The sequence below is a fragment of the Nonomuraea sp. H19 genome (assembly GCF_052068215.1).
Lineage (GTDB): Bacteria > Actinomycetota > Actinomycetes > Streptosporangiales > Streptosporangiaceae > Nonomuraea.
In genome coordinates, this window is sequence record NZ_JBQHCV010000049.1 from 1 (window position 1) to 14,882 (window position 14,882).

General features: G+C 70.4%; 16 protein-coding genes. 14 read left to right on the forward strand and 2 right to left on the reverse strand.

Translation table 11 applies throughout. From position 1 onward, the window contains the following. The first annotated feature begins 44 nt into the window (after positions 1-44). Entirely contained in the window at positions 45-347 is a 303-nt protein-coding gene (locus ACTMTI_RS52915) for a hypothetical protein (protein ID WP_441128610.1), read from the forward strand. A gap of 25 nt (positions 348-372) precedes the next feature. Here the strand turns inward: ACTMTI_RS52915 and ACTMTI_RS52920 are convergent, their stop codons facing one another. Then, entirely contained in the window at positions 373-822 is a 450-nt protein-coding gene (locus ACTMTI_RS52920; RefSeq protein ID WP_441128612.1) for a VOC family protein, read from the reverse strand. A 642-nt stretch (positions 823-1,464) separates the two neighbouring features. After that, a complete protein-coding gene (locus ACTMTI_RS52925; protein ID WP_441128614.1) occupies positions 1,465-1,854 on the reverse strand; it encodes a hypothetical protein in 390 nt (129 codons plus the stop codon). Between the two features lie 414 nt (positions 1,855-2,268). Here ACTMTI_RS52925 and ACTMTI_RS52930 point away from each other — a divergent pair, with 414 nt between their 5' ends. From ACTMTI_RS52930 to ACTMTI_RS52990, 13 genes are all read left to right on the forward strand, one after another. Further along, on the forward strand, positions 2,269-2,781 hold the full coding sequence (locus ACTMTI_RS52930) for a flavin reductase family protein (protein WP_441128616.1): 513 nt from the start codon (positions 2,269-2,271) through the stop codon (positions 2,779-2,781). A 15-nt stretch (positions 2,782-2,796) separates the two neighbouring features. Beyond that, a complete protein-coding gene (locus ACTMTI_RS52935; RefSeq protein WP_441128618.1) occupies positions 2,797-3,708 on the forward strand; it encodes a glutathione S-transferase C-terminal domain-containing protein in 912 nt (303 codons plus the stop codon). Continuing rightward, positions 3,705-5,024, forward strand: a complete 1,320-nt coding sequence (locus tag ACTMTI_RS52940) for an NtaA/DmoA family FMN-dependent monooxygenase (RefSeq protein ID WP_441128620.1) — start codon at positions 3,705-3,707, stop codon at positions 5,022-5,024. The genes ACTMTI_RS52935 and ACTMTI_RS52940 overlap by 4 nt, the downstream gene beginning before the upstream one ends. Further along, the gene (locus ACTMTI_RS52945) at positions 5,021-6,193 is read left to right on the forward strand and encodes an LLM class flavin-dependent oxidoreductase (RefSeq protein WP_441128621.1); all 1,173 of its coding nucleotides are present in this window, start codon (positions 5,021-5,023) and stop codon (positions 6,191-6,193) included. The genes ACTMTI_RS52940 and ACTMTI_RS52945 overlap by 4 nt, the downstream gene beginning before the upstream one ends. After that, positions 6,190-7,224: an LLM class flavin-dependent oxidoreductase gene (locus tag ACTMTI_RS52950; RefSeq protein ID WP_441128623.1), complete on the forward strand. Its 1,035-nt coding sequence runs from the start codon at positions 6,190-6,192 to the stop codon at positions 7,222-7,224. Before ACTMTI_RS52945 ends, ACTMTI_RS52950 begins: the two co-directional genes overlap by 4 nt. Further along, positions 7,221-8,312 (forward strand): MsnO8 family LLM class oxidoreductase, encoded by a 1,092-nt coding sequence (locus ACTMTI_RS52955; RefSeq protein WP_441128625.1) that lies wholly within the window; start codon positions 7,221-7,223, stop codon positions 8,310-8,312. Before ACTMTI_RS52950 ends, ACTMTI_RS52955 begins: the two co-directional genes overlap by 4 nt. Continuing rightward, positions 8,309-9,907 carry an ABC transporter substrate-binding protein gene (locus ACTMTI_RS52960; protein ID WP_441128626.1) on the forward strand — a complete coding sequence of 533 codons (1,599 nt, stop codon included), beginning with the start codon at positions 8,309-8,311 and terminating at the stop codon, positions 9,905-9,907. Before ACTMTI_RS52955 ends, ACTMTI_RS52960 begins: the two co-directional genes overlap by 4 nt. After that, entirely contained in the window at positions 9,904-10,815 is a 912-nt protein-coding gene (locus ACTMTI_RS52965) for an ABC transporter permease (protein ID WP_441128628.1), read from the forward strand. The genes ACTMTI_RS52960 and ACTMTI_RS52965 overlap by 4 nt, the downstream gene beginning before the upstream one ends. Before the next feature lie 5 nt (positions 10,816-10,820). Beyond that, positions 10,821-11,702: an ABC transporter permease gene (locus tag ACTMTI_RS52970; protein ID WP_441128630.1), complete on the forward strand. Its 882-nt coding sequence runs from the start codon at positions 10,821-10,823 to the stop codon at positions 11,700-11,702. Beyond that, on the forward strand, positions 11,699-13,291 hold the full coding sequence (locus ACTMTI_RS52975) for a dipeptide ABC transporter ATP-binding protein (RefSeq protein WP_441128632.1): 1,593 nt from the start codon (positions 11,699-11,701) through the stop codon (positions 13,289-13,291). Before ACTMTI_RS52970 ends, ACTMTI_RS52975 begins: the two co-directional genes overlap by 4 nt. Further along, positions 13,288-13,599 (forward strand): hypothetical protein, encoded by a 312-nt coding sequence (locus ACTMTI_RS52980; RefSeq protein ID WP_441128633.1) that lies wholly within the window; start codon positions 13,288-13,290, stop codon positions 13,597-13,599. The genes ACTMTI_RS52975 and ACTMTI_RS52980 overlap by 4 nt, the downstream gene beginning before the upstream one ends. 303 nt (positions 13,600-13,902) lie before the next feature. Next, positions 13,903-14,658, forward strand: a complete 756-nt coding sequence (locus ACTMTI_RS52985; RefSeq protein ID WP_441128669.1) for a GntR family transcriptional regulator — start codon at positions 13,903-13,905, stop codon at positions 14,656-14,658. Further along, the gene (locus tag ACTMTI_RS52990) at positions 14,649-14,876 is read left to right on the forward strand and encodes a 4Fe-4S dicluster domain-containing protein (protein ID WP_441128634.1); all 228 of its coding nucleotides are present in this window, start codon (positions 14,649-14,651) and stop codon (positions 14,874-14,876) included. Before ACTMTI_RS52985 ends, ACTMTI_RS52990 begins: the two co-directional genes overlap by 10 nt. The last annotated feature ends 6 nt before the right edge of the window (positions 14,877-14,882 follow it).

Sequence of the window (14,882 nt, forward strand, 5' to 3'; positions counted from 1 at the left end):
GCGGCGCGTGAAGCGGCCCTGTTATCTGCGGCAAGGAGGACACGGTGCCCGTTGTGGTGCAACTGCCGGCAGGCCGGTACCTGACGGTCCGCGCCGCGGCCGACGCCTTCCTGGACACCCTGCCCAACCCTGACACCGTGCGCGCCTACGCCGCTGGCGTCGGCAAGATCGCGCTGCGGCTCGGCAAGCATCGCCCGCTCGCGGCGGTGGCCGACGACGAGATCGATGAGGCCCTGGAGGCCCCGTCCTTGTCTTCCACGCAAGCTTCCCTTTCAAAGGACCCAAGCCTCCCTCTCTTCCAGAAGGACCCAAGCCGAAGTGGCGGCGGATGCGGAGACGCGGGATAGCCATGATGACGTGCGGAAAACGGCGCTAGACCACGTCGAACTCGTTCCCCTCGGGATCCACCATCGCCACCGCATAGTGATCAACCCCGGGCTGCGACAGCACCCGCACAACGGACGCCCCCGCCTGGACAAGCCGCTCCACCTCGGCATCCACCCGCGCTTTCCGGGTCTCCAGCGGTACGTCCTCCCGCTTGCCGCCCACCTTCACATCCAGGTGGAACCGGTTCTTGACCACCTTGCCCTCAGGCACCTGCTGAAACCAGATCCTCGGCCCGTGCCCCTCGGGATCGACGATGCTGTCGCTGCCGTCCCCCTCGCCCAGTTCGTCCTCCGGCACTCCGAGACTGCGCCAGTAATCCCGCCACGTGTCGAATCCACCCGGTGGCGGCTCCACCGTGTACCGCAGCGCGCCCGCCCAGAACCGGGCCATCCGCTCGGGTGCCGCACAGTCAATGACCAGCTGATAAGAAACCACGGCAGCCATCCTGCCGGACCCATCCGACAATTGTTGGCTCACGGTCCGGAAGGGTCACGACCCGGACGCTCCCTGGGCCGGTCAGTCGGTTGGCGCCGGCACCTCGATCGCCTGCCCATGGGGCAACTCCGCGCTATTCGCAGATCGCCGGCCGACGTGTCCTCTGGAGCCGGCCAGGCCGGCGGGTTCTTCGGGCCGGCCGGGCGTCGGCTGCAGGCACCTATGCAGCTGCGGTCACGCGTGTGGTCCGTCGGACTGCGCCGGGATCGCCTCGCCGCAGTGCCGGCGGGCCGGCCACAAGCCAGCCCCGCGCGGCGCGTCGGCAGCGGGCTCGCGGCTGAGGTGCTCCGCGGTCAGCATGGCCACCAGCATGGCCACCGCCCCGAGCGGGATGGTCTTGGCCTGGCAATGGCCACGAGGGTCGGGCGGGCTCCCGCGCGGCCGATTCTCGCGCGAGATGGCTGGCAACCCGGTGGGCGGCCAGCATCGCGCTGATCGCCCTGACAATGGTCGCCCTGGCGTACCAACACCTACTTGCGTTACGTGCCTTAACGACCTTCAAGCGGCTGACCAGCTAGTTCGCTTGCCAACCCCAGATAACCATCGCCGCAGGTCTGCCGCCCGTCCGCGGCTGAAGACGTCCTACTCCGGGCCTTCCAAACCGATATCAGTGCGGTCGGCGAGGCGTTCGCAGCGCTGCCTGGCGGCCTGTGCGGTGCCCAGTCCAAGCCCGAAGGCGATCTCCTGCCAGGTCATGCCGCGACCTCGCGCCATCTGCAGGAGGCCGGCTTCCAGCGCGTCCAGTTCGCCGCGGACCAGGGCCATGCAACCGGTGTCCGCGCTCACTTCGCCGGGACGCAGCCGCCGGTAGGCCTGGTACCAGCGAAGACCCCGGCCGTCGGGGTCGCTGGCGGAGCCGATGAGATGCTCGGCGAGAAAGCGTGCTGCCTGCCCGCGACGGTGCTGGTGAACGACCAGTTCGCGCCGAGCGCGGCCCTGCTGCACCTCGATGCCGCCATGCAGCCACGCCACGCACGCCGGGTCATCCTCCTGCCCGACAATCCGTTCCCCGCCATCCCAGTGCCGCCCGGCCGGCTACGCGATGAGAATTACCCTCTAAACCAGTAGGGAATATTGACTTATCGGGGATCGCGGCTTAGCGTCGTTGGTATGAGCCAGGGCTTCCTCTTGACCAGGCGCTCCCACGTGGACTTCGGCCACGTCGCCAGCGCGCAGTGTCGTTGATCACGGACCCGTAGTCGCCGCATCCCACCCTCGTGCTCCCGGCGTGGCCGACGCCGTCCACGCCTTCTCCGACGACTCCTCTTTCTCCGCGCACCGGCAGCCGCCGGGGCGCCGCGTGAGCATGCCTTCTCCCGTGAGGAACTCTCTCGTGATCGTGCCATCAAAGACCTTGTGCCCCACCGGCAGAATCGGGGTGCTCTCATGACCGACACGCTGCCCGACCGCGCCATCGCCGCCGACCAGTTCAGGCAGGCGCTCGCCGTGCACGCCAGCGGCGTCGTGGTCATCACCGCGCAGAACGACGGCATTCCCGTGGGCCTCACCGCCACGTCCTTCTCCTCCGTCAGCCTGGAGCCACCCCTGGTCTCCTTCTACGTGGACCGTTCCTCCACCACCTGGCCGCACCTGGGCGCCGCCGACCACTTCGCGGTCAACATCCTGGCCAGCGACCAGGCCGAGCTGGCGGCCCGCTTCGCCCGCAAGAACATCGACCGCTTCGCCGCGCCCACCCGCTGGCGGCCCGGACCGCTGGGCGCCCCGCTGCTGCAGGACGTCACGGCGCACCTGATCTGCCTGCCCTACGAGAGAGCCGAGGTCGGCGACCATCTCCTGGTGGTCGGCCTGGTCGCCGAGGCCCACGTACGGCACGCCGGCCGCCCCCTCCTCTACCACCAGGGCCGCTTCGGCCGCTTCCTGGCCCACCCCGACTCCTGAACCCCGGAGCAGCTTGTGTCCACAACCACGCAGACGCGGGCCTACGCGAGCCCCGTCGACCACACCGCGTACGGCCACTACGGTCCTGGCCGCCTGCACCTGTCCCCGGACTGGAACCGCCCGGTCTACCCCTTCCAGGGCCGGATCACCGCCGACGGCTCCAGCGGCTTCCGCGCCGAGCCCGGCCGCTACCACCTCTACGTCGCCTGGGTCTGCCCCTACGCGCACCGCGCCGCGATCGTCCGCAAGCTCAAGGGCCTGGAGAACGTCGTCTCCCTGTCCTACGTGGACGACGAGCGCGACGGCCGGGGCTGGGCGTTCAGGGAAGGCCGCGGCTCCGACCCGGTCAACGGCTTCACCCTGCTGGAGCAGGCCTACGAGGCGACCGAGAAAGGGTACGGCGGCCACATCTCGGTCCCGGTGCTCTGGGACCGGCAGACCGGCTCGATCGTCAGCAACAACTTCCCCGACATCACGATCGACCTGGCCACCAAGTTCGAGCAATGGGCCGACACATCGATCGATCTCTACCCGGACACGCTGCGCCCCGAGATCAACAAGCTGAACGGGTGGATCTACTACGACGTCAACGCCGGCGTCTCCCGCGTGGCCCGTGCCACCACCGAGGACGACCGCGAGCGGGAGCGCCACGTGGTTGTATCGGCACTGGAACGCCTGGATGAGCGCCTGGCCGAGCAGCGCTTCCTGGCCGGGGACACGATCACCGAGGCCGATGTGCGGCTCTGGGTGACGCTGGCCAGGTTCGACGCCGAGTACAACCGCGGCCACCTCGTCAGCGAGCGGGAACTGAGCGACTTCGAATACCTGTGGCCCTACGCCCGCGACCTCTACCAGCGGTCCGCCTTCCGCGAGACCACCGAGGGCCTGCCCGCAACCTGGGACGCGCCCCACGGGCGGGGCCGATGACGCGCAAGCAGGTCCACCTGGCGGCCCACTTCCCCGGCGTGAACAACACCACCGTCTGGGCCGACCCCCGCTCCGGCAGCCAGATCGACTTCGCCTCGTTCGTCCATCTCGCGAAGACGGCCGAGCGTGGCACGTTCGACTTCTTCTTCCTGGCCGAGGGCCTGCGGTTACGCGAGCTGAAGGGCCGCATCCACGATCTGGACGTGGTGGGCCGGCCGGAGTCGCTCACCGCGCTCAGCGCGCTGGCCGCGGTGACCGACCGGCTCGGCCTGGCCGGGACCGTAAACGCGACTTTCAACGAGCCGTACGAGCTGGCCAGGCGCCTGTCCACGCTCGACCACCTGAGCGAGGGCCGGGCCGCGTGGAACGTGGTCACCACCTCCGACGCCTTCACCGGCGAGAACTTCCGCCGCGGCGGCTACCTGGACCGTGCCGACCGGTACGGGCGGGCCGCCGAGTTCGTCCGCCTGGCGCGCGAGCTGTGGGACTCCTGGCAGCCCGACGCGATCGTCGCCGACCCGGCGGCGGGACGGTTCATCCAAGAGGGGGCCATCACGACGGTCGAGCATCGCGGCACACACTTCTCGGTGAGTGGCCGGTTCACGCTGCCCCGCAGCCCGCAAGGCCGCCCCGTGATCATCCAGGCGGGCGACTCCGACGAGGGCCGCGAGTTCGCCGCCGCCAACGCCGACGTGATCTTCACGCCGCACGGCAGGCTGGAGGACGGCAAGCGCTTCTACGCCGACGTCAAGCGCCGCCTGGGCAAGTACGGTCGCGAGCCGCACCAGTTGAAGATCATGCCTGGGGTGACGTTCGCGCTGGGCGACACCGAGGCGGAGGCCGCGGAGAATGCCGCCCGCATCCGGCGTCAGCAGGTCGGGCCGCAGACCGCGATCGCGTTCCTGGAGCAGGTGTGGGGTCGTGACATGTCGGCCTACGACCCGGAGGGCCCGCTGCCGGAGGTCGAGCCGGACCTGTCGGAAGGCGTCTCCCAGGGCCGGGTGCCGATCAAGGATCGCGCGGCCGTGGCGGCCAAATGGCGGGCGCTGGCCGAGGAGAAGGGCCTGTCGATCCGGGACCTGGTCATCGAGGTGACCGGGCGGCAGACGTTCATCGGCACCCCCGAGAGCGTGGCCCGGCTGATCGACGAGCACGTGCAGGCCGACGCCGCCGACGGGTTCATCCTCGTGCCGCACCTGACGCCGGGCGGGCTGGACGAGTTCGTGGACCGGGTGGTGCCGCTGCTGCGTGAGCGCGGCGTCTTCCGCACCGAGTACACCGGCGCCACCCTTCGCGACCATTTGGAGCTGGCATGACGTTGCACTTGGCCGTGGCGCTGGACGGCGCGGGCTGGCATCCTGCCGCCTGGCGCTCATGGGACTCCCCGGAGGCGATCTTCTCGGCACGTCACTGGGCGGGGCTGGTGGCCGAGGCCGAGCGCGGGCTGCTCGACTTCGTCACCATCGAGGACGCGTTCGGGTTGCAGTCCACGCTGCCCGACGGCGACGACGACCGTACCGACCAGGTGCGGGGACGGTTCGACGCGGTGCTGCTCGCGTCCCGGCTGGCGCCGCTCACGAGCCGGATCGGGCTGGTGCCGACCGCCACGGTCACGCACACCGAGCCCTTCCACGTGGCCATCGGCATCGCCACGCTCGACCACATCAGCGGCGGCCGGGCAGGGTGGCGGGCGCAGGTCTCGCCGCGGGCCTCGGAGGCGCGACTCGTCGGCCGCCGGGAGTTCCCGCCGCTCGATCGGCTGTTGAACCGGCAGGGCGGCGTGGACCTGTCGGCCGACCCGCAGGTGCGCGATCTGTTCGCGGAGGCGGCGGACGCGGTGGAGGTGGCGCGGCGGCTCTGGGACAGTTGGGAGGACGACGCCGAGATCCGCGACGTGGCCACCGGCAGGTTCATCGACCGGGACAAGCTCCACCACATCGACTTCGCCGGGCGGTTCTTCTCCGTAAGGGGGCCGTCGATCACGCCGCGCTCGCCGCAGGGGCAGCCGGTGGTGACCGCGCTCGCGCACGCGCGGCTGCCGTACGAGTTCGCCGCGAGCAGCGCCGACGTCGTGTACGTCACGCCGCACTCGCCCGAGCAGGCCCGCGCCATCGTCGAGGAGCTCAGAGGGCTGTCCGCCGAGCTGAAGATCTTCGCCGACCTCGTCGTCTTCCTGGGTGAGGACGCGGCCGGGCGCAAGGCGCGGCTCGACGAACTGGACGGGGCCGAGCTCGTCTCCGACGCCGCGATCTTCACGGGGACCGCCCGGGAGCTGGCCGAGGTGCTGCTGGAGTGGCGGCGGGCCGGCATCCAGGGGTTCCGGCTGCGGCCCGGCGCGCTGCCGCACGACCTGGAGCGGATCACCCGGGAGCTGACGGCCGAGCTGCGCGGGCGCGGGGCGTTCCGGCGCGAGTACGAGGCGGCCACGCTGCGCGGGCTGCTCGGCCTTCCTCACCCGGTCAGCCGCTACGCGGAGGTGTCATGAAATTTCTGCTCATCACGTTGATCGTGCACAACGACGACCGATCACCCACCGAACGTTTCCGCGAGGTCGTCGACAACGCGGTGCTGGCCGAGGAGCTCGGCTTCGACGGGTTCGGCGTGGGAGAGCGGCACGAGCGGCCGTTCATCTCCTCCTCGCCGCCGGTCGTGCTCAGCCACATCGCGGCGAAGACGTCACGGATTCGGCTGTTCACCGCGGTGACCACGCTGAGCCTGCTCGACCCGGTGCGCGCGTACGAGGACTACGCCACCCTCGACCACCTGTCCGAGGGCCGGCTCGAGCTGATCATCGGCAAGGGCAACGGCGCGGCGCAGGCCAAGCTGTTCCACGTCACGGCCGAGGACCAGTGGGAGCGCAACCGGGAGTCGTACGAACTCTTCCGCCGCCTGTGGCGGGAGGACGAAGTCACCTGGGAAGGCACGTTCCGGCCGTCGCTCACCGAGGCCGAGACCTGGCCGCGGCCGCTGCAGCGGCCGATCCGGGTCTGGCATGGCAGCGCCACCAGCAAGGAGTCGGTGGACCTGGCCGCCCGCTACGGCGATCCGCTGTTCTCCGCCAACGTCACCAACCCCATCGACCCGTACGCCGAGCTGATCGACCACTACCGGGAACGCTGGGCGCACTACGGCCACGACCCGGCCGACGCGCTGGTCGGGGCCGGCACGGCAGGCTACTACGCGGCCCGCACCTCGCAGGAGGCCATCGCCGCCTACCGGCCGATCTACGACGCCCGCGTGAAGTTCCAGCGGAAGCTCGGGCTGCCGATCGTGTTCCCGACGCTGGAGGACGCCATCGAGCGCAGCTCGATCCTGGTCGGCAGCCCGCAGCAGATCATCGACAAGGTGCTGCGCTACCACAAGCGGTTCGGCCACGAGGTCATGCACCTGCACGCCGACGCCGACGGGCTCACCCCGAAGCAGCACCGGGAGGCGCTTGAGCTGTTCCAAGCCGAGATCGCGCCCGTGCTGCGCGCGGAGATCCCCAGCCGGCCGTTCCCCGGAGGTGCCTCGTGACACTGTCCATCCTCGACCTCGCCCCGATCGTGTCGGGCGGCACCGCCGGTGACGCGTTGCGCAACACCATCGACCTGGCCAGGCGAGCCGAGGAGTACGGATACCGCCGCTACTGGCTGGCCGAGCACCACTTCGCGCCGGGCGTGGCCAGCTCGGCCCCGGCCGTGCTGATCGCCCTGGTGGCCGCGGCGACGTCCACGATCCGGGTGGGATCGGGGGCCGTGCAGCTCGGGCACCAGACGCCGCTGTCGGTGGTCGAGCAGTTCGGGCTCATCGACGCGCTGTACTCGGGCCGGATCGACCTGGGGATCGGCCGCTCGGGGCAGCGCCGCGCCGAGCTCGCCAAGGCCGCCGCCTCGGAGCCGAAGCCCGCCAAGGTCGTGGACGGGCTGCTGATCCCGCCGCCGTTCGACTTCTCACAGCTGGCCAGGCACCCCCATCTCGCCCATTACGCCACGCTGCTCCAGCAGCCCGGCGCGCAGACGCCCGACTTCGCCGACCAGATCGACGACGTGCTGGCCTTCCTCAAGGGCACGCACGAGGCGCGGGCCGTGCCTGGTGAGGGCGCGGACGTGGAGGTGTGGATCCTCGGCAGCAGCGGTGGGCAGAGCGCGCAGGTGGCGGGGGAGCGAGGGCTGCCGTTCGCGGCCAACTACCACGTCAGCCCGTCCAACGTGCTGGAGGCCGTGGAGGCCTACCGGGAGGCGTTCAAGCCGTCCGACGCGCTGGCCGAGCCGTATGTCGTCGTCTCGGCGGACGCGGTGGTCGCCGAGGACGAGGCGAAGGCCCGCGAGCTGGCCAGAGGCTATGGCCTTTGGGTGCGCAGCATCAGGACCGGCGCAGGCGCGATGCGGTACCCCACCGGCGAGGAGGCCGAGGCGCACGTCTGGACCGACGCCGACCGCGAGCTCGTCAAGGACCGCGTCGACACCCAGTTCGTCGGCACGCCCGATCAGGTGGCCGAGCGGCTGCGCGTGCTCCGCCACGTGACCGGGGCCGACGAGCTGCTGGTCACCACCATCACCCACGACCATCACGACCGCGTGCGCTCGTACGAGCTGCTCGCAGAAGCCTGGAAACGCCCGTGAAGCGCCTCATACCTCTTCTGCTCGTCGCCACGCTGGCCGCTTGCGGCGGGCAGCCTGCCCAGGAAGCCGCCGTCACCTCGCTGACCTGGGCCATCGAGACGCAGCCCATTACGCTGAACCCGCAGCTGTGGGCGCAGAACAAGGTGCGGCTGCTCGTGTTCAACCAGTTCGACGCGCTGGTCTCCAAGGCCGAGGACGGCACGTTCCGTCCCTGGCTGGCCAAGTCGTGGAAGGTGTCGGACGACGGGCTCACCTACACCCTCGACCTGCGTGACGACGTGACCTTCCACGACGGGGCGAAGTTCGACGCCGCCGCCGTCAAGGCCAACCTCGACCAGTTCAAGGTGCCCGGCTACAACCCGGCGGTGGCCGCGATCCAGCTGAAGGCCCTCGACAAGGCCGAAGTGGCGGCCCCGTACACGCTCAAGATCACGCTCAAGGAGCCCGACGGGCTGTTCCTCGACTTCCTCGCCTCCCCTTATGCCGGGCAGGTGTCGCCGAAGTCGCTGAAGAGCGCCAAGGACCTCAAGTTCGGCGGGATAGACCTGGTCGGCACCGGGCCGTTCATCCTCGACCGGTACGTCCAGGGCCAGGAGATCCACTACCGCCGCAACCCGAACTACAACTGGCCGCCCACCGGAGTGGCTCACCAAGGTCCCGCCCACCTGTCGGAGATCACCTACCGGTTCCTGCCCGAGGCCGCGGTCCGCGTCGGCGCGCTCACCTCCGGCCAGGTGCAGGTCATCGAAGGCGTCCCCGCCACCGAGGTCGCCCTGATCAAGAAGGACCCGGCGCTGGCCCTGCTGACCTCGCTGAACTCCGGCACCGCTTACTCCTACTACTTCAACACCTCCCACGCCCCCTTCGACGACAAGCGCGTGCGCGAGGCGTTCCGCGAGGCCGTGGACGTCGACGCGGTGCTGAAGTCCGTCTACCAGGGCACCGCCACCAGGGCGTGGAGCATCGTCGGCAAGCGGAGTCCCTTCTACGACGCCACCCTCGAAAACGGCTACGGTGGCGACGTGGCCAAGGCCAACGCCCTGCTCGACGCCGCCGGCTGGAAGGAACGCGACGCCGAAGGCTTCCGGGTCAAGGACGGCAAGCGGCTCACCGTCCGTGAGGTCGCCTCCGCGCCATTCGTACGGGACCGCCGCGACATCCTCGCTCAGGCCATCCAGGCCCAGGTCAAGCAGAACGCCGGCATCGACTTCCAGCTCAAGATCGTGGACCAGGGCAGCGCGCAGAAGGCCCTGGAGGAGAACCAGTACGAGCTGTTCGGCAACTCCCGCGGCGACTCCGACGCGGGCGCCGCGCTCAACCTCATCCTTCCTGAGAAGGGCGCCATCAACCGCACCCGCTTCGCCGACCCGCAGGTGGACAAGTGGCTCGCCGCCGCCTCGGCCACCTCCGACCAGGCCGAGCGCAAGGAGCTCTACGCCAAGCTGCAGAAGTCGGCGGTCGTGGAGAACGCCATCGTGTTCCCGCTCTACGTGCCCGCCGACCAGATAGCCGCGCAGAAGACCGTGCAGGGCCTCGGCTTCGACCCCGCCTCCGGCACGCCCGCGAGCGCCTATGACGTGCGGATCGGGACATGATCAAGCGGCTGGCGACCGGGCTGGCCGTGCTCTGGGCCGCCGCCACCGCCTCATACATAGCGCTGCTGCTCGCGCCGGGCGACACCATCGACATCCTGATCGGCGACGGAGCCGACACCCCGGAGATCAGGGCGAAGATCATCGCGGAGTGGGGGCTCGACCGGCCGGAGATCGTCCAGTACCTGTCCTACCTGTGGCGGCTGTTGCACGGCGACCTCGGGCGCTCCTATCAGCTGCAGCGCGGCGTCGGTGAGATCCTCACCACCCAGGTAGGCCCGACCGTGCAGCTCACCCTCGCCGCGGCGGGCGCCGGGGTGGTGCTGGCCTGCGTCATCGCGATCGTCACCGCCGGGCGGGGGCGGTGGCTGCGCGGCGCCGCCTCGGCCGCTGAGCTGGTTTCGGTGTCGGTGCCGCCGTTCCTCATCGGGATCGTGCTGCTGTCGGTGTTCTCGTTCACGCTCGGCTGGTTCCCCGTCTCAGGGGCGCAGGGGCCGCGGTCGCTGGTGCTGCCCGCGCTCGCGCTCGGCCTGCCCGTCGCCGGCGTGCTCGGGCAGGTGCTGCGCGGCGGGCTGGAACGGGCCCTTGAACAGCCGTTCGCGGTGACGGCGCGAGCCCGCGGGCTCACCGAACGCGCGCTGGTCGCCCGGCACGCCCTGCGGCACGCGCTGATCCCCGCGGTGACGCTGGCCGGGTGGTTCACCGGGACGTTGCTGGGCGGCGCGGTGATCACGGAGGTGTTGTTCGGGCGGCCAGGGCTCGGACAGGTGGCCATGCAGGCGGTCACGGGCCGGGACATGCCTGTGGTCATGGCGGTGGTGCTGCTGTCGGCGGTTGCGTACGTCACCATCAGCACGCTGCTCGACCTGGCCTACCGCGTCATCGACCCCCGGATACGGGCTGACCGGTGATACGCGTGCTCACCCGCAGGGAATCCCGCCCTGCCCTCAAGTCCCTGCGCCGCCCTGCCCGCCGCCACCTCGTCCTGAGCGCGTCCACCGACCCGCGCCGGCTCGTGCCGTTGGCCTTTCTCCTCCTCCTCGTCGTGGCGGTGGTCGCCCCTGGACTGCTCACCGCCGCCGATCCGCTGGCCGCCGATCCGCTGAACGCGCTCGCCTCACCCAGCGGCGCTCACTGGTTCGGCATCGACCACCTCGGTCGCGACGTGCTGGCCAGGGTCGCGCACGGCGCTCGCCACTCCGTCAGCATCGGCGTCGCCGCCACCGCACTGGCCGTCACCGCCGGCGTGCTGCTCGGCCTGGCCGCCGGGCTGTCGCCGAAATGGCTGGACGAGGCGCTGGCCCGCTCGTTCGACGTGTTGTCCACCCTGCCCGAGCTGCTGCTCGCCCTCCTCGTCGTGGCGATCACCGGCCCGGGCACCACGAACGTGATCTTCGCCATCGCCATCGCCCAGATCCCGAACTACGCCCGCGTGATCCGCGCCCAGACCTTCGTCGTCCGCCACTCCGGCTACGTCGAGCAGGCACTCACCTTCGGCCGCTCCCGCCTGGCGATCACTACCGGGCACGTGCTGCCGAATGTGCTCGGCCCGATCCCCGTGCTCGCCACGATCGGGCTCGGCCAGGCCGTGATCGCCAGCTCCGGGCTCAGCTTCCTCGGCATGGGACCGCAGCCGCCGGCCGCCGAGTGGGGCGCGATGCTCTCCGAGGCCCGCAACTACCTGCGGGTCGCCTGGTGGGAGGCGCTCTTCCCGGGCCTGGCGATCACGCTCACCGTCGTCTGCCTGACCGTCGTCGGGCGCCGCCTGCAACGCCGCTTCGAGAGGAGAACACCATGACGTCGCTGGTTACCGTGGAGGACCTGCGAGTGAGCTTCGGCCACGCCGAGGTCGTACGCGGCGTCTCCCTGACGGTCGAGCCCGGCGAGTGCGTGGCCATCGTCGGCGAGTCCGGCTCCGGCAAGAGCGTCACCGCACGGACCCTGCTCGGCCTGGCCGGACCCGGCTCGACCGTGCGGGCCTCGGCCTTCCGCGTCTCCGGCCGGGACGCCCTGGCCTTCACCCCCGGCGACTGGCGGCGACTGCGCGGCGGGTTCGCCGGACTCGTCCTGCAGGACGCGCTGGTCTCGCTGGACCCGCTGCGTACCGTGGGCGCCGAGATCGGTGAGGTGCTCGCCGTTCACGACGTCGTGCCCCGCGCCCGCCGCAGGGAGCGGGTGCTGGGGCTGCTGGAGGCGGTGGGCATACCCGAACCGGTGATCCGGGCCGGACAGTATCCCCACCAGCTCTCCGGCGGGCTGCGGCAGCGAGCGTTGATCGCCTCCGCCATCGCCGCCGACCCCGAGCTGATCATCGCCGACGAGCCCACCACCGCCCTCGACGTCACCGTCCAGGCCCAGATCCTGCGGCTGCTCGCCGAACGCAAGGCCGCTGGGACCGCGCTACTGCTGATCAGCCACGACCTGGCCGTGGTCGGCTCGATCGCCGACCGCATCCTGGTCATGAAGGACGGCCAAATCGTGGAGGAGGGGCCCGCCAGGGAAGTGCTGGCCACGCCCACACATGACTACACCCGCGTGCTGCTGGCCGCCGTGCCCTCCGCCGCTTCCCGGGGCACCCGCCTGACCACCGGGACTCCGCAGGCCGTCCCCGCCCCAGACCTGTCGGCCCAGGTCCTCGCGGGAACGGGGCTCACCCGCTCGTACGGCCCGCGCCGCGTCGTCGACGACGTCGCCTTCACCCTCCACAAGGGCGAGACCCTCGGCGTCGTCGGTGAGTCCGGCTCGGGCAAGACCACGCTCGCCCGCCTCACCCTCGGTCTGCTCGAACCCGACCACGGCCACGTCACCCTGCACCAGCAGCCATGGAGCCACCTGCGGGAACGCGAACGCCGCCCGCTGCGACCCAGCATCCAGCTCATCTCCCAAAACCCACTCGACTCCTTCGACCCCCGCCACACCGTCGGCCGCCTCATCGCCGAACCGCTCCGTCTGCCCAGGGCGAAACGCCGCGAACACGTCCACGATCTGCTCGCCCGCGTCGGCCTACCGCCCGAAACGGCTGCCCGCCACCCCCGCGAGCTGTCCGGCGGCCAGCGCCAGCGCGTCGCCATCGCCCGCGCCCTCGGCCCCCGCCCCGACGTGCTGGTCTGCGACGAACCGGTCTCCGCCCTCGACGTCTCCATCCAGGCCCAGGTCCTCGACCTGCTCGCCGACCTCCAGGCCGAGTACGGCACCGCGATGATGTTCATCTCCCACGACCTGGGCGTCGTCCACCACGTCGCCGACCGCGTGCTGGTCATGAAGGACGGCCGGGTCGTGGAGGAAGGCGACGTCGAGGACGTGTTCACCCAGCCCCGCCACCCCTACACACAGGCGTTGGTCGCCGCCGTGCCCCGAATGGAATTCTCCACTATGAGGACGGCGTGAACCTACAGCTCGGCGTGTTCGTCTCCGGCCCGCAACCGCTGTCGATCGACTCGCCCGCCGCCGACGAGGAGCTGGCGAATCTGCATGCCGAGGTGGCGAGCGGCTCACTGGAGGCGACGACGACTACGGTGCGGGATCTGACCGGCCGCGAGCCCCGGACATCCGCGCAACCTGACCGCCAACGCGCAGGCGCTGCGGAGCGGCCTGGCCTCCACGATGCGCTGAAAGATGCCGTATTGGTGGGTGCCGGCGGCCGCCAGAAGGGGCAGGACAGCAGCGTTCAAGGCTTGCGGGGGGGCCGCGGTTAACAGTCGCGACAACAGAGGCAAGATCTGCTCAGGGTGAGCCGTGACTGGGGACACGATCCCGGTCTGGCACCTCGGTCATGTGCACCCGGATTCGGACTGGGTAACGGCTGCTGCGAGGGCGGCTTGGTAGATGGTGCGGCGGGCCATTTCGCTGCCGCGAGGTGGCAGATCTTGTGGCGTCCGGAGATTAGCCGCTGCTCGCAGGCGGTGAGTGCGTAGCGCAAGGTGGCGCAATCTTACCGTTATCCCACTTTACCTACCCAATTGCTAGGTTATTGCCTGTGTCCAGGTGGTGAGGTGGAAATGGGACAGATGGCGGCCGCGCGGCGCCGTGCTGACCGGGCCAGGCAGGTGGCCGATCTGCTCAGGCGCCAGATCGTGCACGGGATCTTCCCCCACGGCAGGCTACCGCCGGAGGCGGCGCTGGCAAGTGAGTTCGGTGCCTCGCGCAACACGGTGCGCGACGCCCTGCGCCTGCTGCATGAGGAAGGGCTGGTCGAGCGCTGCCCCGGAGTGGGGACCACGGTCTCGGGCGAGAAGTACCCGCACGGCCTGCACCAACTGCTCGGTCTCGCCGAGACGCTGCACGAGCACGGCCAGGTGACCAACCAGGTCAGGACCATGACCGTGATCGAGCCGCCCTCCGCCGTGAGCACCCGGCTCGGGCTGTCCCCGGGCGAGCCGGTCATCTACCTCGAACGGCTCCGCCGTCTCAACGGCCTGCCGCTCTCGCTGGACCTGACCTACCTGGTCCGGGACGTCGGCGAGCCTCTGTTCGACGCCGACCTGGAGAACAACGACATCTTCGTGCTGCTGGAGGGGATCGCCGGCCAGCCGCTCGGTACGGCCGAGCTCACGCTGGAGGCGGTCAACGCCGACCCACATACGGCAACCGTGCTGGAGGCGCCGCGCGGCGCCGCGCTGCTCATGGTCGAGCGGCTCACCCACTTGGCCGACGGCAGCCCCGTCGACCTGGAGTTCATCCGTTTCAGAGGCGACCGGCTGACCATGCGCGGACACCTGAACCGCGCCACTGACGAGGAGGGGCGATGGCCCTGATCAACCAGCGGGTCGAGGTGCCCGTGACCATCGATGAGGCGCTGTGCATCGACGGCTGCACGCTCTGCGTCGAGGCCTGCCCACTGGACTCCCTGGCGATCAGCGACGAGACCGGCAAGGCCTACATGTACGTGGACGAGTGCTGGTACTGCGGCCCCTGCGCCGCCAGGTGCCCCGTGGACGCCGTCACCATCGACATCCCCTACCTGCTGCGATGAAAAAGG